Source organism: Mucilaginibacter sp. NFR10, from assembly GCF_900100445.1.
In the GTDB taxonomy this organism is placed as follows: domain Bacteria; phylum Bacteroidota; class Bacteroidia; order Sphingobacteriales; family Sphingobacteriaceae; genus Mucilaginibacter; species Mucilaginibacter rubeus.
The window spans coordinates 540,831-560,168 of sequence record NZ_FMTV01000002.1; the positions used below are offsets into that span (position 1 = coordinate 540,831).

The 19,338-nt window shown below is 44.4% G+C and carries 13 protein-coding genes; 3 read left to right on the forward strand and 10 right to left on the reverse strand.

Features of this window, described 5'->3' with window-relative positions; genetic code table 11:
- Positions 1–29: 29 nt before the first annotated feature.
- From smpB to BLP33_RS10200, 3 genes are read right to left on the reverse strand one after another with little or no spacing between them, the layout of a single operon-like run.
- The gene (gene smpB, locus BLP33_RS10190; protein ID WP_090527145.1) at positions 30–482 is read right to left on the reverse strand and encodes an SsrA-binding protein SmpB; all 453 of its coding nucleotides are present in this window, start codon (positions 480–482) and stop codon (positions 30–32) included.
- Between the two features lie 26 nt (positions 483–508).
- Positions 509–2,410: an Nramp family divalent metal transporter gene (locus BLP33_RS10195; protein WP_090527147.1), complete on the reverse strand. Its 1,902-nt coding sequence runs from the start codon at positions 2,408–2,410 to the stop codon at positions 509–511.
- The gene (locus BLP33_RS10200; protein ID WP_090527149.1) at positions 2,407–3,057 is read right to left on the reverse strand and encodes a metal-dependent transcriptional regulator; all 651 of its coding nucleotides are present in this window, start codon (positions 3,055–3,057) and stop codon (positions 2,407–2,409) included. Before BLP33_RS10200 ends, BLP33_RS10195 begins: the two co-directional genes overlap by 4 nt.
- Before the next feature lie 130 nt (positions 3,058–3,187).
- Between BLP33_RS10200 and BLP33_RS10205 the strand changes: the two genes are divergently transcribed.
- The gene (locus BLP33_RS10205) at positions 3,188–3,658 is read left to right on the forward strand and encodes an Lrp/AsnC family transcriptional regulator (RefSeq protein WP_022832833.1); all 471 of its coding nucleotides are present in this window, start codon (positions 3,188–3,190) and stop codon (positions 3,656–3,658) included.
- Positions 3,659–3,787: 129 nt separating this feature from the next.
- Here BLP33_RS10205 and ung read toward each other — a convergent pair whose 3' ends face one another.
- Entirely contained in the window at positions 3,788–4,465 is a 678-nt protein-coding gene (ung, locus tag BLP33_RS10210; protein ID WP_090527151.1) for a uracil-DNA glycosylase, read from the reverse strand.
- A 72-nt stretch (positions 4,466–4,537) separates the two neighbouring features.
- Here ung and BLP33_RS10215 point away from each other — a divergent pair, with 72 nt between their 5' ends.
- Positions 4,538–5,086, forward strand: coding sequence for a hypothetical protein (locus BLP33_RS10215; RefSeq protein WP_090527157.1), 549 nt, complete (start codon positions 4,538–4,540; stop codon positions 5,084–5,086).
- Between the two features lie 60 nt (positions 5,087–5,146).
- On the opposite strand, the gene BLP33_RS10220 is transcribed toward BLP33_RS10215, so the two are convergent.
- Both BLP33_RS10220 and lysS read right to left on the reverse strand, forming a co-directional pair.
- Entirely contained in the window at positions 5,147–5,365 is a 219-nt protein-coding gene (locus BLP33_RS10220) for a hypothetical protein (RefSeq protein WP_090527160.1), read from the reverse strand.
- Positions 5,366–5,599: 234 nt separating this feature from the next.
- Positions 5,600–7,321 (reverse strand): lysine--tRNA ligase, encoded by a 1,722-nt coding sequence (gene lysS / locus BLP33_RS10225; RefSeq protein ID WP_090527163.1) that lies wholly within the window; start codon positions 7,319–7,321, stop codon positions 5,600–5,602.
- A 213-nt stretch (positions 7,322–7,534) separates the two neighbouring features.
- Here lysS and BLP33_RS10230 point away from each other — a divergent pair, with 213 nt between their 5' ends.
- A complete protein-coding gene (locus BLP33_RS10230; RefSeq protein WP_090527166.1) occupies positions 7,535–8,428 on the forward strand; it encodes an SMP-30/gluconolactonase/LRE family protein in 894 nt (297 codons plus the stop codon).
- 860 nt (positions 8,429–9,288) lie between these two features.
- Here the strand turns inward: BLP33_RS10230 and BLP33_RS10240 are convergent.
- The 4 genes from BLP33_RS10240 to BLP33_RS10255 form a co-directional block, all read right to left on the reverse strand.
- Positions 9,289–10,731, reverse strand: a complete 1,443-nt coding sequence (locus tag BLP33_RS10240; protein WP_090527172.1) for a DNA/RNA non-specific endonuclease — start codon at positions 10,729–10,731, stop codon at positions 9,289–9,291.
- Positions 10,732–11,170: 439 nt separating this feature from the next.
- A complete protein-coding gene (locus BLP33_RS10245) occupies positions 11,171–14,029 on the reverse strand; it encodes a M16 family metallopeptidase (RefSeq protein WP_090527175.1) in 2,859 nt (952 codons plus the stop codon).
- A 639-nt stretch (positions 14,030–14,668) separates the two neighbouring features.
- A complete protein-coding gene (locus BLP33_RS27735) occupies positions 14,669–16,114 on the reverse strand; it encodes a TolC family protein (protein WP_254780095.1) in 1,446 nt (481 codons plus the stop codon).
- 12 nt (positions 16,115–16,126) lie between these two features.
- Positions 16,127–19,291: an efflux RND transporter permease subunit gene (locus BLP33_RS10255; RefSeq protein ID WP_090527178.1), complete on the reverse strand. Its 3,165-nt coding sequence runs from the start codon at positions 19,289–19,291 to the stop codon at positions 16,127–16,129.
- Positions 19,292–19,338: the final 47 nt, after the last annotated feature.

A 19,338-nucleotide genomic window follows, 5' to 3' on the forward strand; every position in this document is an offset into this window, starting at 1 on the left:
ACCTCCCCCTTTAGGGGGCTGGGGGGCGACTATCTTTTCATCACCCTGTCCAGTTCAATTTTGGTATCACGCTCCTTCATGGTTTCGCGTTTATCATATGTCTTTTTGCCTTGTGCAAGGCCAATTTCAAGTTTGGCAAAGCCGCGCTCGCTGATAAATAGTGCCAGCGGAACTATAGTTAATCCACGTTCTTCGCCACGGGTCTGGAGTTTCTTGAGTTCTTTTTTATTTAACAGCAGGATGCGGTCGCGCTTGGCCTCATGGTTATAGAACGAGCCGAATGAATATTCAGAGATATGCAGGTTGCGTACATATAACTGGTTATTAATGAATGTACAAAAAGCGTCATTAATGTTAGCCTTACCCTGCCTTATCGACTTGATTTCGGTACCGAGCAACTGTATGCCTGCTACATATTTATCAAGTATGTGATACTCAAAGTAGGCTTTTTTATTTTTTATATAGATGTTATCCTGGCTCATAATTATTCAGCCGCAAACTTACAAAATTAGTTTGACTGTGGCTTTACCACCAGTACAGGCACGTTAACCTTGTGCCTTACAGAATTTACAGTGGTGCCAAATATGAGATCTTTCAAAGCTTTGTGTCCGTGCGAGCCCATGACAATGAAATCAATTTTCTCGTCTTTCACAATTTCGGCAATAGCACTGGCCGGGTTGCCGTAACCAATTTGTCCCTGGGCATTGTAGCCAAGGTTTTTTAAAGCGCAAACGTATTTGTCAAGGTTGTTAAAATCAATTTGGGTTTCATTATCCAGCACCTGGCCGCCATAGTAACGCGCACCGGCAGTTTCAACAACGTGTATCAATGTATAATCGGCCTTTTTACCTCCCTGCATAATAGCATGGCGCAGGCAATCAGTATCATTCTTTGAAAAATCTATAGTTATGGCAATGTGACTGTAAGTTATCGCATCGAGTTCGGTAATGGCATTGGCTATACCATGCGGTACAATAGCAGGTCTGTCGTGATGTTTAAATAATAATGGCCGTATAAACACATAGATCAGTAATATCGCTATGCCGATAACAATCGGAACCACAATAGCATAGATCCAAACTGGTGACGATGTGCTATTTACCCAATCACCAATTTGTTCGTATACCAGTTTGGCGTTTAAGGCAACGATTAACACGGCGCTTGCCCAGGCCAATGCCCTTGTTTGGAAATTGATAGTAAACTTGCCCATTCTTTTCCTGTCGGACGTAAAATGGATGAGGGGGATTACCGCAAAACCCAACTGAAGGCTTAATACAACCTGGCTTAAGATCAGGAGTTTTCCTAAACCTTCCTCGCCATAAAAAAGTATGGTGAACACTGCCGGTACAATAGCCAATACACGGGTAAGCAGGCGGCGTAACCAGGGCTCTATCCGCAGGTTAATGTGCCCTTCCATAATGATTTGCCCGGCAAGCGTACCGGTAATGGTTGAGCTTTGCCCCGAGGCAATGAGCGCTATGGCAAATAAAGTAGGCGCAATTGCACCGAAAATATGCTCCAGCAGCTTGAATGCATCCTGAATCTCCGCTACTTCAAAATAGCCGTTTCTGAAAAAGGCGCTTGCTGCTAATATCAAAATAGCCGCATTTACAAAAAAAGCAAGATTAAGGGCTATAACCGTATCAAAAAGATTAAACTTAATCGCCGCCCTGAATCCTTCTTCGGTACGTGTTATTTGACGGGTTTGCACCAGCGATGAATGCAGATACAGGTTGTGTGGCATTACCGTAGCGCCAATAATGCCTATAGCTATATAAAGCATTTGCTGGCTTATTTTATCACCTTTAAACAGGTTGCCGGGAATGAAACCTTTTGCTACCTCTATTACATCGGGTCTAACGATAAACATTTCGACCAAAAAAGAGAGCCCGACTATAAAGATCATCGAAATAATAAAACCTTCGAGTTTGCGCATACCCTTATTCATGAGGTAGAGCATTAGCACGGTATCGGTAATGGTAAGCGATACCCCCCAGATTAATGGAAGATGAAACAGTAGTTTTAAACCAATGGCCATGCCGATAATTTCGGCCAGGTCACAGGCTATAATGGCTATTTGTGCCAGTATATACAGGCAAAAGTTTACAAAACGAGGATAGGCATTTTTAGAAGCCTGTGCAAGATCAAGCCCGCGCACTATCCCCAACCGGGCTGCCAGTGATTGCAGCAGGAGGGCAATCATGTTGGATACAAACAACACCCAGATCAGCTTATATCCAAAAGCACTGCCGCCTGCGATATCCGTTGCCCAATTTCCAGGATCCATATACCCTACGCTCACCAGGTAAGCCGGGCCCAGGAAAGCCATCAGCTTACGCCAGCCGTTTTTGTTTTCGGTGGTTACTGATCCGTGTACATTGCCTAAAGATTCGTTGTGTGTATTGTTCATAGGGCTATAAGCAAGTTGTTGGCTACTTCGCGGCTGATATGCACTTCTTTATTGCCGGTTTGTACCACTACCGAATGGTCATATTCAATAATATCAGTGATCATTATTTTGCAGCCGATGGTAAGCTGTTTTTTATCGAGGTATTGTAAAAAGGATGAACTATGGTCGCGTACGCCTGAAATTATACCGCTTTGATTAACTGTTACTGCCGAAACCGGTTTTAACTCGTGCGTGTTAAAACGGCCGTTACAGTCAGGTATAGGGTCGCCGTGTGGGTCATGTGTTGGATAACCCATAAACTTGTCAAGGCGGTCAATTAACTCTTCAGACGAGATATGTTCCATCTCTTCGGCAAGGTCATGAACCTGGTCCCATTTAAAATTGAGTTTCTCTACAAGAAAGTACTCCCACAGCCGGTGTTTGCGGATAATGCTTATCGCTATTTTCTCGCCGGAAGGGGTAAGGCTTACTCCCTGGTAAGGGGTGTAATTGATGAGCGCTTTCTCAGCAAGTTTTTTTAGCATGTCGGTAACCGAAGACGCTTTGGTATTTAGCGAGGATGCGATTTGATTTGTACTTGCATTTCCATCATTTACAGAGAGATGATAGATGGATTTTAAGTAGTTTTCCTCGGCTAAAGTGTTCATTTAAACAAATCTAATAAAAAATTTAGACTAATCTAAAAAAATAAACGTTAGGAAATATGTTTTCGTTGAAGTACTTTAACGAAAAATTAAATTTTGCGAAGCAAGGAAAATACTATATTTGCATACAACTATGGCCGCCGAATTAGATAAAATAGACCTACAAATACTCAAGATTTTACAGGAAAACGGAAGGATAACCAACCTCCAGTTGTCTAACGAGATAGGGCTTTCGCCAGCACCTACTCTTGAACGCGTGCGTAAACTTGAGAACGCCGAATACATAAAAAGTTATCATGCACTGGTAGATGAAGAGAAGTTAGGATTAGGAATCAAAACCTTTATCCAGATCTCCCTTGATTTTCATCAAAAAAATACCATTCAAACTTTTTTGGATGAGATCAAGAATATTAAAGAAGTAACTGAGTGTCATCACGTCACCGGGCAGTGTGATTTTCTGTTAAAGGTATACGTACGCGACATCAAATCATACGAGCAACTCATCATGGAAAAGATCAGCCGCATTACTGTGGTTAAAACATTCCAAACCATGATGATCATGTCTACCAGTAAAAAAGAGCCTATAGTGCCGCTGGAGTATTAGATAAGAGTCAAGACTATAAGAATCAAGAGTCAAGAAGAAGGATTAAATATCTTTCATTTCTTGACTCTTTTTAGTTTCAGACTTTTTTAAATCTTGATTTCTTGACTCTTGCCGTCTTGATTCTTTCCCCTAATGTATTTGCCAGTCAATCTCTTTTTTACCTTCTTTTTTCAGGATCTCGTTAGTTTTTGAAAATGGTTTGCTGCCAAAAAAACCGCGATCGGCTGAGAAAGGCGAGGGGTGGGGAGAGCGAATAATGAAATGTTTTTTCTCATCAATCAAAACCGCTTTTGATTGGGCAAAGGCTCCCCACAGTATAAACACGATGCCTTCTTTTTTATCGGAAATGGTTTTGATTACCTCATCGGTAAATTCTTCCCATCCTCTTTTTTGATGCGAACCTGCATTGCCTGCCCTAACGGTTAATGTAGCGTTCAGTAACAATACACCTTGTTTAGCCCATTCTTCGAGGTTGCCATGTGCGGGGATTTTAAATCCGGGAATATCGTTTTGCAGCTCTTTGTAAATGTTTATCAATGATCGGGGAATAGCAATGCCCTTTTGTACTGAAAAGGAAAGACCATGGGCCTGGTGAGCGCCATGATAAGGGTCCTGCCCTAATATAACAACTTTAACATCATCAAAAGGTGTAGTATTGAAAGCATTGAAAATTTCGCCGTTTTTGGGATAAACAACTTGCCCTGATTGCTGCTCTTCTTTTAAAAATTGTTTAAGTTTTATCATGTAAGGTTTGTCAAATTCCTGTTGTAAAACCTCAAGCCATGATGGTGGTAATGCAATCGCCATAAATATTTAGATAGAAGTTGATTAAGCGTACAAATAAACAGATATTTGCGCTAATATTAGTATCACAAAATTATGTCAAATATTGTTCGGTTAGTTATTGCTTGTGTAGTGATGGGTGCGGCGGTTGCGCTATGTGCATTCGGTTTTTGGGGATGGGGTATTTTTGTTCTGTTAATGGGCGGTGTTATACTGCTTAGCTTCTTCTTTAACGAGAATATGATCATCGCCCAGTATTTTTTACGTAAGGAAAATTCTGAAAAGTCGGAAGTATGGTTGTTGAAAATTACCGATTACGAAAAACAGCTTCACAAAAACCAGCACGGTTACTACAACTTGCTGATCGGTTTGATCGAATCACGCAAGGCGCCAATGAAATCAGAGAAATACTTTAAGAAAGCTCTGTCGCTGGGTATGAAAATGTCGCACAATATAGCTTTGGCGAAGTTGAGCCTGGCCGGCATTTCAATGGCTAAGCGTAACAAGCGCGAGGCGCAAATGTATTTGTCAGAAGCTTCAAAAGATGATAAGAACAAATTGCTTACCGAACAAATTAAAATGATGAAAGGCCAATTAGCCCAAATGGATAAGCAAGTAGTAAGAGGTGGATATCGTCAGTTCTAAGAAAAAGAACAGGTAAGAAAAAGGGATAAAAATAAAAGGGACGCGAAAACCGCGTCCCTTTTATTTTTCTTCAATGGCGCTGAAATAATCAGGCGTTGCTGAATGGTTTTGATAAGGCTGAACGTAGCTGTCTGTGTATGATGAATATTCAGATTCTTCAGACGGATTGGCCACTTCAACAAGTTTCAATAAACTCCTGATGAACGACAGGTTAAAATTGCTCCTGTTAAGTTTGATCAGGTATTCGTTTTCGGTGATCTCTAATATTGAGTTGGTCATGATATTTGTAATATATGTTTATTACAATAATAGCTAACTCTTTTTAAATGAAAGTATTATTTTTTTTAAGCTTTTGTTAAGAAATTATAACCGCTGAATGGAGGGATTACGCTGATTGCGTTGATTTTCTTGATTGAAAGATTTTACGATTGATTATAAACTAAAATGGCCTGCACGAAGCAGGCCATTATTAAATATCAGGGTAATCCGAAAATCCTACAAATCAAGGTTTAATTATTCAAACCAAGCCATTACCTCTTCTTTGGTTGGCATGGTAATATCGAGTTTTAGTTTTTTACGCATCCCGCCAAGGTCATTAAATACCTTGTTGGGGTTAGCTGCTTTTAATTCTTCAACGGTATTAAAGCCCATTTTATTCAATACCGGTACCCATTCGGCTCGTACGCCAATATTTATAAAATCATCGGCGGTAGCTACTTTAGCTTTTTTCTCCGGGCGCATTTGCGGGAAGAACAATACTTCCTGGATGGTGCTTTGATTGGTCATCAGCATTACCAGCCTGTCGATACCGATACCTAAACCAGATGTTGGCGGCATGCCATATTCAAGCGCACGTAAAAAATCGTCATCCATGGCCATAGCTTCGTCATCACCGCGACCGGCCAGGATCAGCTGCTCTTCCAAACGCTCACGCTGGTCGATAGGGTCATTCAGCTCCGAGTAAGCATTTGCTATCTCTTTACCATTTACGAATAACTCAAAACGCTCAACCAAACCTTCTTTAGTACGGTGCTTTTTGGCAAGAGGGGTCATTTCGATAGGGTAGTCGGTAATATAAGTAGGCTGGATCAGGTGATGCTCAACTTTAGCGCTGAAAATCTCGTCGATCAGTTTGCCTTTGCCCATGCTTGGGTTTACTTCTATTTTTAGTTCTTCGCAAACCTCGCGTAAGCCTGCTTCGTCCATTGCAGATACGTCAATACCGGTGTATTTCAGGATCGAGTCATACATCGATAATTTTTCGTACGGGCCTGCAAAGTTGATCTCATTGCTGCCAACCTGCACAACCGGGATTCCGTGAACTGCTTTGGCAACAGTTTCCAGGCATTCCTCAACCATAGCCATCATCCATATATAGTCTTTATAAGCTACATAAATTTCCATGGCAGTAAACTCCGGGTTGTGGGTGCGGTCCATGCCCTCATTGCGGAACATTTTGCCAAACTCATAAACACCGTCAAAGCCGGCAACGATAAGCCTTTTTAAGTAAAGCTCGTTGGCAATACGTAAAAACAAGGGCATATCCAGCGTGTTATGGTGCGTAGCAAACGGACGGGCCGCTGCACCACCATGCACAGGCTGCAGAATAGGGGTTTCCACTTCCATCCATCCCTGGGTATTAAAGTAACCGCGCATAGCGCTGATCACTTTTGAGCGGTTGATGAAAATTTGTTTATAATCGGGGTTAACCGTTAAATCCACGTAACGCTGGCGGTAACGCAGTTCAGGGTCGGTAAAACCATCATGGATAGTTCCGTCTTCTTCGCGCTTAACAACTGGTAGCGGTTTCAGAGATTTTGAAAGCACAACCAGCTCACTTACGTGAACCGAGATCTCGCCTGTTTGAGTAAGAAACACATAGCCTTTTACGCCAACGTAGTCGCCAATGTCCAGTAGTTTTTTGAATACGGTATTATATAAAGTTTTATCCTCGTCAGGGCAAATATCATCGCGTTTTATATAGATCTGTACACGACCGGTCGAATCCTGTAATTCGGCAAACGAAGCGCTGCCCATGATACGGCGGGTCATGATGCGGCCTGCAATTACAACATTCTGGTAGGCCTCGGGTTTATCCTTAAAATTATCGGCTATATCCTGTGCCCAGGCGTTAACATTAAAAGCTTCGGCAGGGTATGGGTTAATACCCAGTGCACGTAGCTCCTGTAAAGATTTGCGGCGAATGATCTCCTGTTCGGATAATGCAATACTCATGTGATGAACGGTATTTTAATAAAGGTGCAAAAGTAAGGTTTTTTAAGTTATCACGCTATCACACCAATCAAAAATGTGATTGGTAAGCGCAGCCGGTGGGTTTATTCTTCAATCCTACAAAACCACCACTTGTATCAAATATTTTACCCCTTTAAAATAATCGGTCTCAAAAACATATTACTTTAGCAAAACCATTATAACATCCCGTAAACCATGAAAAAAGTCTCTGTCCTCATTTTATTGATATCGGCGTTCTCTGTTAAAGTGTTTGCACAAACCGATGCCAATTTGTACGACCCCAATACCAAACCCCAACTGGTTGCCAAACAATTCTCCTTTACCGAAGGACCCGCTGTTGATAAAAAAGGCAATGTGTTTTTTACCGATCAGCCCAACAATAAGATCTGGAAATATCATACCGATGGCAAGCTTTCTGTTTTCCTGGATAGTGCTGGCCGCTCAAACGGGATGTATTTTGATAAAAAAGGCAACCTCATTAGCTGTGCTGATGCCGATGATCAGCTTTGGTCTATCAGCCCCAAAGGAAAGGTTACTATTTTGCTGAAAGATTATCAGGGGCATAAGTTTAACGGCCCCAATGATGTTTGGGTACGCCCGGACGGGGGCATCTACATAACCGATCCCTACTATCAACGTGATTACTGGACCCGCAAACAACCCGACCTTGACGGACAAAAATTATACTTCCTGGCCAAAGGAAAAGCACCGGCTGTTATGGTCGATGATAAGTTTGTACGCCCTAATGGCATAATCGGTACACCGGATGGTAAGACTTTGTATGTAGCCGATATCGGCGATAACAAAACCTATCGTTACGATATCAATAAAGATGGTACATTATCTAACCGCACCCTGTTTATAGCTATGGGCTGCGATGGCATGACGATAGATGAGCATGGCAATATTTATATGTGCGGCAAAGGCGTTACCATTGTTAATCCCAGAGGCGAAAAAATAGGTCACATCGATATCGATGAACCATGGACTGCCAACATCTGTTTTGGCGGAAAAAACAAAGATGTATTATTTATAACCGCATCAAAGGCAGTTTATACCTTTAAAATGAATGTAAAAGGAGTGGATTGATCCGGTCACTGTACTATCAGTATACCCATGACAAAATAAAGTAAGGGTCATCCTGAGTGATTTAAATCCGCTGGAGTCTGAAGGCAATGACATCTCTTCCACGTCATTGCTGAGTTACGAAGCAATCCCTTTATCGGCAGACAAGGTGCTTAGTGGTATTGAACTTGCATTGTCGCGCTCTTGGCCGCGCGGGGCCAGGTACTTTTGTCTTGATACAAAAGTACCCAAAAAATCAAGTCAGCAGGGAGGCTTCTTTGCGCTCACCCACTCCACAGCCCGTCGCGCGGGCCTTTGCCCTGCAAAACGGGCAGAACCACGGGCTGCAATTATTTTGCCCCGCTACGCTCGCGCTTTCCCAATGCTTCTGCAAAAACTTGCTATGCCCCTTCCTGCGCTCAAGACCACCATTGTTCTGCCCGCTTTCACCCAAAGCTTACCTGCTGACGGGAGCATCCTTAATTTAATTATGTCATGGGTAGCTTGTCGAAGCATGGTGGCGCGGCTTCTGCGCGCGAGTCTTCGACAAGCTCAGACTGACAGGCCTCTTTTGTCATTTCACCTTTGGAGTTCACAGGATTTAAATATTTAGCAAGACAAACACCAGGTGTTCAATTTTTAAAAGTGTGAACACTTGTTGTTTTTGTCTAAATTTTAACCACTGATAATCAATGTTTTATAAATATTAAGAAACGCCCAATAAGGGAATTTGAACATCTTGGTGCTGATAGTCAATGTGTTATGATATTGAGCTTCTGAAAGTTGAACACCCCTTTTTTCAAAAATTGAACACCCGCGAAAAAGCCAATAAAAAAGCCGGAAATATTATATACCCCCGGCTTCTTTTTTCAATTACCAATTTCTTATGTTCCCGAGGCTCCGGTATCTACCTTAACTTCAAGCGCTGTCCTAACCGCAGTTGGCAGGTTCGACAGTAAGGTATAACCTGTTGCTGTTTCAATATCTTTGATAGTTGTTATGTACTTGGTCCAGTCGGAGTTAATGGTGTTAACATTAGGGGTATTTATCGCGATAACCCTGGTTGAAGCGGTAACCCTCGCAACGTCGCCGTCACCTTTGGGTATGATCAGGGCGACTTTCCAAACGTTACTCGGTACATTTACGTGGCCATTATTGATGGTACTGGCAGCCCCGTTTGAGCCTGTTCCCCCTGTACCATAGCTGCCCATAATTATGTAAACCTCATTGCCGGCCGCCACTTGTTCGCGCAGGTAATTTTCAAGATTGGCCCAGGTTTGCTGGTTATTTTGAGGCGCCTGCGGTATCATATTGGTCATCAGGAAGGTTGAGGAATTAGCGTTGGCTGAACTGGTACGATCGGCCGAGGGACAGTTATGCCCCCTGTCGAACCCGCTGCCCGAATAGCTGTTGCTCTCCACCTGGTACCAGCCGGCAGGGATCCCGCTCCAGCCGGCAAAATTATCCAAACGGCCAGTCGCATTGGTGGTATTGGTCGCGTCAAGGTGCCAGCTTACCCAGTTTGGTTCGCCTTTGGTAGCGTTGTATGATTCTACATAATACTTCTGGTCTATCAGGTAGTTATCCTTAGATGCCAGTGTTGAAAGGGCATTTGATGGGTTACCGAAAAGCAGGTTGCTGTTATCGCCGCTTACAGGAGGCGCATCGGCGCCGGCAGTAACATCCCTCGGTGTTGCTGAATTTGATGTGCCGGTAGTATCGCTGCCGCCCGTATCTGGTATGCCAACGGTAATGCCCGGATCGCCGGTACCCTTAAAGGTAATATCATCAATATTGATGCGGGTTGTGCCTGCTTTTTTGATCTCAAACCTAACTTTACCCGTAACGCTCACTTTAAATGAGTCGGTTACCAGTGTGGTATTGGTTTCAGTAATATCGGTACCTACCTGCGTATAATTCGCCCCGCCGTCTGTCGACATTAGCAACTGCCAGGTGGATGTGGCATCGCTGCCATATTTACCGTGTTTAATGTATAAAGTAGTAAGACCTTTGATATCAAAATTCATCGCGATATCCCCGGTACGGAGCCTTACAGATTTACTGCCATCTTTAAGGTCGGCAGCGAGATTGCCTATCAGCGCATCGCTAAAATTCCAGCTTCCAGTGCTTAGGGTTACATCGGCTGCCGCGTAGGCGGTTTTGCTTCCCTGTTCAAAACCTTCGGTAATGGAATAAGGAACCGGGGCAGGAGGGTTTACTGTAGTATCGCCGGTTTTGGGCGGGGTAGGCGAGTTTTTAAGGTCTTTGGAACATCCGGCAAAGGTTAAAGCTAAACCCAGGCCAATAAGTAGGTTGTTAATTTTCATAATGTTGTTTTTTATGATAGATAGATACAATGCATAGCAAATGCGTTTACGCTGCGTAAATTTTAAAACCGGAAAGATTTAGGGGAACTAAAAGAAACAGGAATACGCATTCACATGCTCCTGTTGGGATATTATTGTGCCTTTACAAGGCCGGTGCAGTGTTTGCACACTAATAGTTAAAATTTAAATATTACTGTCACCGGCTTTGGCAGTCGCCATAAGCACTATATCAACCTTTCAAAATTGAACTTTGTGTATTCAATTTAGGTTAAATCAATGTTAGTAAATAGGTTTTGAATGGTAACTTTTCAGTTGCAAAACGGCGGTATAAATAACACCGGCAGGGTTGGTGCTTAACTGTAAAGGATTGGTTTTTTAAGTAAAAATCCCTTATACCGGTTAGGGTATAAGGGATTTATCCGCTTGTTGTTAAGTTAATTTATTGCTTTGGCTTGCCATCAGCATCAAGCTCAACAATCGGGTAGCCCAGTTTTTGCAGGCCCGGATAGATCCTTGCCTTATCGCCAACAACCAAAATGATCATGTTGTCGGGATTGAGGTATTTTGAAGCAAGCCCATTGATCTCGGCGGGAGTAATGGTCGATAGTATCTTGCTTTGCTCGTCAACAAAAGTAGGTTTAAGGCCGTACTCCTGGATGCGCGATAAAAACGCCGCTTTTTGGGCGTTGGTTTCATAACGGCGGGCATCACTCTGGCCGATAGAAGTTTGGGTGAACTTCAATTCTTCGGGTGTAATCCCGGTTTTTTGGTAGTTGGTGATCTCCTTCATAAACTCAACCACCGAGCTATCGGTAGCCGTAGCCAATACGCCGGCCGAAGCGGTGAAGTCGCCGCCATATTTACCCGAACTGAAAGATGAACGGGCACCATATGTCCAGCCTTTTTTCTCACGCAGGTTAAGATTGATGTGACTGTTGAAAGCGCCCCCTAAAATGTAGTTAGCTATGTTCAGCTTATAATAATCGCCTGTTGCATCATAGTTTAGTTTATCCAGATACCCGATACGGATCTCAGACTGTGCCGCGCCTGGGATATCAACCAGGTATAAAGTGGTTTTATCAAATGTTTTACCCTCAGCAGGAACCGGGATGGTCACCTTTTTATCCTTCCAGGTATTGAGGAAAGCGAGCGCGCTTTTTGCAGATGCCTCGCTAACATCGCCTACCACAACAATTTTGGTTAACGATGGTGAAAAGTTTTTATCGTAATAGTCCTGAACATCCTGCAACGTTATACCCGCAACAGTTTCTTCATTACCGCCTGCAGCGTAAGTGCGTACGTTATCGGTACCATAAAGGATTTTGCTGTAAACTGTGCTGGCTACGCCTGCAGGTTGGGTTTTAGCTTGTTTAAAGCCTTCCAAAGTTTGCTTCTTGATCCTGTCGAGCGCATCCTGGGTGAATTTAGGGTGATATAACCTTTCTTCGAGCAGGGACATTGTCTTGCCCAGGTTTTTGGTGAGCGACGATACCTCAGCATCAATCTGATCTAAACTGGCATAAAAAGTAATACTGCTGCCCAGTTTATCCAGTTCGGAGTTGAAATCTTCGGCAGTGTATTTCTGCGTTTCTTCATTCATCATGCGGCCGACAATACCTGCCAAACCTGCTTTTGATGGATCATTGATGGCAAACAAGCCGCCGCCTTTAATAGAGATCGACATGGATACCGATGGGATCTCGTTATTTTGCGTGCCGATGATATTGATACCATTTGATGTATTGGCCGACCAGATAGCCGGAACTTTAATGGCCGGGTTAGGGCCAACGCCCGGTTTTGCAGCACGATCAAAACTATCTTTAGGCTTGTGATAGGTTAAACCATTATAACCATAATCGGGGGCTTTGTAGCCTGTGGTATCAACAGTAAAATTATCGGGTGCTACAGGTTGCAGATTACCGCCTTTAGGCAATACGCTTAATATTACCGCCGGTTTACCTTTAATGTACTGGTTATAAACGCGCATTACATCCTCTTTGGTTACCGCCCGGATAGCAGCCAGTTCGCGGCCGATCTGGTTAGGGTTACCGGTGAAAGTTTGCGCCTGTGCCAGTTCAGATACTTTACCGCTTACGCTCGATAAGCTGTTGATGTAATCGGCTTCGGCGGTGGCTTTAAAGCGGGCCAAGTCATCGTCACTTACACCTTTTTTCTCAAACTCGGCTAATGACTCGTCTACCAGTTTCTTGGCATCAGCCAAAGTTTGCCCCGGGAAAGGTATAACCCGCATGCTGATCTCACCGGCCAGTTCGGTATTGGATGAACTCATGGTGGCCTGTGCCGCCTTACGGGTTTTTACAAAGTTTTTGTAAAAGATAGAGTTACGGCCCTGCCCGATGATGGCCGATAAAGCATCAAGAGGCGACATGTCTTTATCATAGATCTTTACGCCGGGATAACTTACAGACAACAAGGGGAACTTGGCGTAATTATCCGTGTAGGATACATACCTGTCGGCCTTTAATACGGGTGCAGGTAAATACATATTCTTTACCACAGGACCTCTTGGGATCCCTCCAAAATATTTGCTCACCCAGGCAAGGGTTTGTTTTGGGTTAAGATCGCCGCCAATGGTTAGCGTGGCATTATTAGGGCCGTACCATCTCAGGAAAAAGTTTTTAAGATCATTTACGCCTACTTTATTCAGCTCCTCAATATAGCCAATGGTAAGCCACGAATAGGGGTGGCCGTATGGATAAAGTGTTTTTGAAGCATACTGGCTAACTAAACCGTATGGGCGGTTATCGTAGTTTTGCCCACGTTCGTTTTTTACGGTTGCACGCTGCACCTCAAATTTTTGCTGGGTGACAGCATCGAGCAGGAAGCCCATCCTGTCCGACTCCAGCCAAAGCATTTTTTCCAGTTGATTGGCGGGTACGGTTTCATAATAGTTGGTACGGTCGCGGTTAGTTGAACCGTTTAGGGTACCGCCTGCTTCGGTGATGATCTTAAAATGATCGCCATTGGCTACATGATCTGATCCCTGAAACATCATGTGCTCAAAAAAGTGAGCGAAGCCCGATTTACCGATCTCCTCACGCGCCGAACCTACGTGATAGGTGATATCCACATGAACCAGCGGATCGGAGTGGTCTTCGGCCAAAATAACCGTAAGGCCATTAGGTAATACATATTTTTCATAGGGGATCACCAGCTCGGTTCCCTTACGGGTAACCTTTTCAATAAGCTTTGGTTGCGCGGCGGTTTGGGCAACCGCGTTAAACGCCAGTACAGCAATTGATGGAGTGATCAATGCATGCTTTAAAAGTTTGATCATTTGTGTTAATTGTTTAAGTATTAGTCAGTCAACCGGTGCTTCGTTTGGTAAACACCGGAACCACTATATTAAGCAATATATACTACTGGTTAATATTATTGCGATGTAATTTGATTTGTGTAACGGATTTGTGACGGGTGTGGCGTGTATTTTTCAATTCCCTCCCTGAAAGTTTAAGCTCACCCGCAAAATAATGGTCAAATAGCTGTTGCCAATTTAGTAATCAGGTTAGTTGAACCCCTCTGGGGTTCGGATAAGGGTAGGATGCTATTCTATAAACCTTTTCCCCCTCTGGGGGACTTTTACTATTTAACAGACCGGTATTACTTTAGACGCGCTTAAAAACAGGTGCACCAGAGGTGCAAAAGGTTTGTAGCTGAAAAATAGAAATATCCTTTGCCCCAGAGGGGCAAAACAAACGCCTTGCTGATTATACGCAACAATTTTGTGGGCAGAGAGGCGGCGCGCAGGAAAAGAGCGACGGCAAGGGTGTTTCTGCTGCGTGTTTAGCAAAAATGCTGAAACACGCCCTACAACCTCTCAAGAGGGGAATCGCACATTTCCACGCTTTTGATGACCCATAGAAACAAAAAAGGTACCTAAATAAGTACCCTTTTTCTATTAATGTTATCTATCTATTTATCTCCAACCACCGCCCACAGCCTGGTATAAATTAACCGAGCTTAAGAAAATATCCCGCTTAATACCGGCCAGTTCAAGCTCGGCGTCAAGTACGCTGCGCTGGGCTGTGATGATCTCTAAATAATTGGCCCGGCCAACAAGGTATAGATCGTTGGCTACAGACAAGGCATTGTTTAGCGATTGCAGCTCCTGTTGTTTAAATTCAAAAGCGCGGTTAAAATTCTCTATCCCGCTCAAATTATTTTTCACTTCCTGGAAACCGGAAAGGATACTTTTTTGATAATTGTAAACCGCTATTTTCTGCTCGGCTATAGTCCGCTCATATTCTGCTTTGATAGCCTTGCGGTTAAAAACAGGGGCGGTGATACCTCCTAAAATACCATAAGTAAATGAAGCGGGATCGAATAACAGGTTTGCCCTGAAGCTATTATAGCCAACATAGGGAGTTAAAGTTAAAGTGGGGAAAAAGTTAGCCCTTGCCGCTTTGATATCCGCGTTCATGGCGGTAAGCTCCAGTTCGGCAGAGCGGATATCCGGCCTGTTTAACAGCATTTGCGATGGAACTCCTGTACCAACAACCACTGGTAGTTTCGTTTTCATGATAGAAGTATCCCGTGTTACCGTTCCGGTATAACTTCCGGTTAAAAAGCGGAGCTGATTTTCGGTTTCGGTGATCTGCTGGCGGGTGGTAAACTCCAAACCTTTGGTTCGGGCCAACTGCGCCTCAAATTGTTGAACAGCCAACTCCGTAGCGCGGCCACCCAGTTTTTGGATTTTAACGATCTCCAGGGCGTGTTCCTGTAACCTGATATTTTTTTTGATGATGCCTAATTCGGTATCGTAAGCCAGTAACTGGTAATAGAGCCCTGCAATTTGGGCTGTAAGTGCGGTTGTTACCAGGCGATATCCGCTTTGACTGGCCATGAAACGGGCAAAAGCGGCCTTTTTTTGGTTGTTTAGCTTACCCCAAAGGTCAACCTCCCATGAGCTTTGAAAACCCATGAAATAGTTAGGTACAGGATTGGGGATATGCTGATCGCTATTGATGTTATTTGAAAAATTGGTGTCGTAATTACCTACGCCGTTTTGGGTATAATCACCATATTTTTCAACCCCTGCGTTGGCGGCCAGGTTTATGGTAGGTAAAAGCTTTGAGGCGTTGAACCGTAGATTGGCCCGCGCGGCTTCAACCCTTTGCAGGGCGCTTAACAAATCAGGGTTTGCTTTAAGGGCTGTGTCAATCAGGTTAACGAGCCTCTGATCGGCAAAAAACTGGCCTATTGGTAAGGCTGCAATTGTTGCCGTATCAGTACTGTTATTGAATGACGATGGCAGATCAGCGGCCACTTCCTGGCCCGTGACCGGTTTGTAGCTTTTACAGCCGGTCATGATTACCATCAAAAGTGCTGTATGGAGTATATAGAAAATTGCTTTTTTTAGCATTGCAAATCTTGATTAATTATTAACGATATCGAGCTCATGGTGAGCTACTTCTGTGGCTGGTTTTTGCTTTTTATTGCGTTCGGCCAAACCCGCGAAGATGACATATAAACCCGGAATAAGGATCAATCCGAAAATAGTTCCCATCAGCATACCTCCGGCAGCAGCGGTACCTATCGACCGGTTACCCATTGCACCGGCGCCACTTGCTACGCAAAGCGGTATCAAACCGGCAATGAATGCCAGCGAGGTCATGAGGATTGGCCGTAAACGGGATACTGCACCTTCAATAGCGGCTTTTAGCACGCTCAATCCTTCTTTTTGCCGCTGGATAGCAAACTCAACTATCAGGATGGCGTTTTTACCTAACAAGCCGATAAGCATTACCAGTGCCACCTGGGCATAAATGTTGTTTTCGAGTCCCGTGATTTTCAGAAAGAAAAACGCGCCGAAAATACCGGTAGGCAATGAAAGGATAACCGGAAGCGGCAGCAAAAAGCTTTCATACTGGGCAGCCAGCAACAGGTAAACAAAGATCAAACAGATCACAAAAATGTAAATAGCCTGGTTACCGGATAGGATCTGCTCACGCGTCATACCCGACCATTCAAAGGCATAGCCTTTCGGCAGTTTTTCGGCAGCAATACGTTCAATGGCTTTAATGGCATCGCCGCTGCTGAAGCCTTTGTCTGCATCGCCGGTAACCATGGCCGACGTGTACATATTATAGCGGGTAAGTTGTTCGGGGCCAAATACTTTTTCCATTTTAATGAAGGTGGAGAAAGGTACCATCTCGCCTTTATCGTTCTTAACCTGCAGGTTAAGTACATCCTCCGGGCGCGACCTGTATTCGGGCGAGGCCTGTACCATCACTTTGTACATCTGCCCGAAACGGATAAAATTGGAAGCATAGAAACTCCCCATCAATGTTTGCAGGGTCGACATGGCTTTATCAATCGTAATGCCCTTTTGGGCCGCCGTTTGCTGATCGACAGAGATCATATACTGCGGGAAGTTAGGATCGAAGCTGGTAAATGCCCCGGCAATTTCCGGTGAAGCGTTCAGCGCATTTACAAAGTTTTTAGTTACATCGGCAGCTTTCTGCAAATCGCCCTGGCCGCTTTTATCAAGTACCCTTATCTCGAAACCACTTGCGTTACCAAAGCCCGGTACGGTAGGCGGGGGGAAGAACTGAATGGATGCATCGCCGATATTCTTCGTTTTAGCGGTTAGTTCGGCAATAATATCATCCAATGATTCACTGCGCTCATCCCATGGTTTAAGGTTGATCATGGCCATGCCGTATGATGCGCCGGCAATCTCATTCACCAAGCTGTAACCTGAAAGGGTTGAAACCGATTCGATAGATTTCATCGATTTGGTTTTGGCTTCAATCTCTTTCAGCACCTGTTCGGTACGCTCAACTGTAGCACCTGCCGGGGTGGTTACGTTCACGTAAAGCATACCCTGGTCTTCAGTTGGGATAAAGCCCGTTGGCAAAATAGCGCTGGTTCCCCAGGTAAGGATAAAGAAGCCCGCCAGCAATATCAAAGTAATACCCTTTCGTGGCGACAGGTAAGTCATGAAGGTAGAATACTTGTTCTGCAACCCATCATACCGTTTATTGAAACCGCCAAAAAAGCGCTGCATCAAACTTTTCTTTTTTGAAGCAGGGCTATGTTTCAGCATGATAGCACAAAGGGCAGGGGTAAGCGTTAAAGCATTGACGCCCGATATCACAATGGAAATAGCCAGCGTAAGCGAAAACTGCCGGTAAAATACGCCAACAGGTCCCGACATAAAGGCGACCGGAACAAACACAGCCGACATGACCAAGGTGATAGCCACAATAGCTCCGCTGATCTCGCGCATGGCGCTGATGGTAGCATCCATGGCGTTCATGTGGTTCTCCGTCATTTTTACGTGCACGGCTTCAACTACTACAATCGCGTTATCTACCACAATACCGATGGCTAACACCAATGCGAAGAGCGTGAGCAGGTTGATGGAGAACCCCAGCATCTGCATAAAAAACAGTGAACCGATGAGAGCTACGGGTACGGCCAGGGCGGGAATTAACGTCGACCGGAAATCCTGCAGGAAAATAAATACTACAATGAAAACCAGGATAAAAGCCTCAACCAGCGTACGTAATACTTCATGTATGGATGCATCCAAAAAGCGGGACACATCATAGTTTACGTTAAAGGTCATCCCGGCAGGGAATGAACTTTCTTTAAGCTCGGCCATGCGGGTTTTAATGTTATTGATCACCTCGCGGGCATTAGAACCGGGGCGTTGTTTTATCATGATTGATGCCGAAGGCTTGCCGTCAGTATTGGAAACCATACTGTAGGTTAGGGAACCGAATTCAACATCAGCAATTTCTTTCAATCTTAATACCGATCCGTCTTCCTCGGCGCGGATCACAATATTTTCGTATTGTTTAGGCTCAAAGAATTTGCCCGGATAGCGCAATACATATTGCAGCATCTGCGGGGTTTTATCCGAGCTTTGGCCGGTTTTACCCGGTGCGGCTTCAACGTTCTGGGCACGGATGGCATCTATCACCTCATCGGTTGATACCTTGTAGGCCATCATCCTGTCGGGCTTAAGCCATACCCGCATGGAGTATTCTTTGGCGCCCATGATCTCGGCACGGCCTACACCATCAATTCGCTTAAGCTCCTGTAAAACGTTGATATCGGTGAAGTTATAGATGAATTTTTCGTCCATGCTGGTGTCCTGGCTCATGATGTTCAGGTACATCAGCATACTGTTTACTTCTTTTTCTGTAGTAACACCGGCTTTGATAACCTCTTCCGGCATTTCGTCAATAATGGTGGCTACGCGGTTTTGAACGTTCACCGCGGCCTGATCGGGGTCAACCCCAACATTAAAGTAGATCTGGATCACCGTTAAGCCATCGTTACTGCAAACGGTCGACATGTAGGTCATCCCCGGCACGCCGTTAATAGCGCGCTCCAACGGGGTAGCCACAGCCTTGGCGCATACCTCGGCATTGGCACCGGTATAGTTGGCGGTTACAGTTACCGATGGCGGCACAATATCAGGAAACTGGGTAACGGGCAGCGTGATAAGCGCCAGCACACCCAGCATGGTAATTATCAATGAGATAACAAGCGACAGCACTGGTCGCTTTATAAAAGTTTCGAACATAGTTTGTTAGGGTAAGTGTACAATAAACCCGTGCCGCGCGTTTTACG

Bases quoted from the DNA above. Each gene is read 5' to 3' on its own strand.
- smpB (WP_090527145.1), bottom strand. From the start codon at position 482: ATGAGCCAGGATAACATCTATATAAAAAATAAAAAAGCCTACTTTGAG.
- BLP33_RS10195 (WP_090527147.1), bottom strand. From the start codon at position 2,410: ATGAACAATACACACAACGAATCTTTAGGCAATGTACACGGATCAGTA.
- BLP33_RS10200 (WP_090527149.1), bottom strand. From the start codon at position 3,057: ATGAACACTTTAGCCGAGGAAAACTACTTAAAATCCATCTATCATCTC.
- BLP33_RS10205 (WP_022832833.1), top strand. From the start codon at position 3,188: ATGGCCGCCGAATTAGATAAAATAGACCTACAAATACTCAAGATTTTA.
- ung (WP_090527151.1), bottom strand. From the start codon at position 4,465: ATGGCGATTGCATTACCACCATCATGGCTTGAGGTTTTACAACAGGAA.
- BLP33_RS10215 (WP_090527157.1), top strand. From the start codon at position 4,538: ATGTCAAATATTGTTCGGTTAGTTATTGCTTGTGTAGTGATGGGTGCG.
- BLP33_RS10220 (WP_090527160.1), bottom strand. From the start codon at position 5,365: ATGACCAACTCAATATTAGAGATCACCGAAAACGAATACCTGATCAAA.
- lysS (WP_090527163.1), bottom strand. From the start codon at position 7,321: ATGAGTATTGCATTATCCGAACAGGAGATCATTCGCCGCAAATCTTTA.
- BLP33_RS10230 (WP_090527166.1), top strand. From the start codon at position 7,535: ATGAAAAAAGTCTCTGTCCTCATTTTATTGATATCGGCGTTCTCTGTT.
- BLP33_RS10240 (WP_090527172.1), bottom strand. From the start codon at position 10,731: ATGAAAATTAACAACCTACTTATTGGCCTGGGTTTAGCTTTAACCTTT.
- BLP33_RS10245 (WP_090527175.1), bottom strand. From the start codon at position 14,029: ATGATCAAACTTTTAAAGCATGCATTGATCACTCCATCAATTGCTGTA.
- BLP33_RS27735 (WP_254780095.1), bottom strand. From the start codon at position 16,114: ATGCTAAAAAAAGCAATTTTCTATATACTCCATACAGCACTTTTGATG.
- BLP33_RS10255 (WP_090527178.1), bottom strand. From the start codon at position 19,291: ATGTTCGAAACTTTTATAAAGCGACCAGTGCTGTCGCTTGTTATCTCA.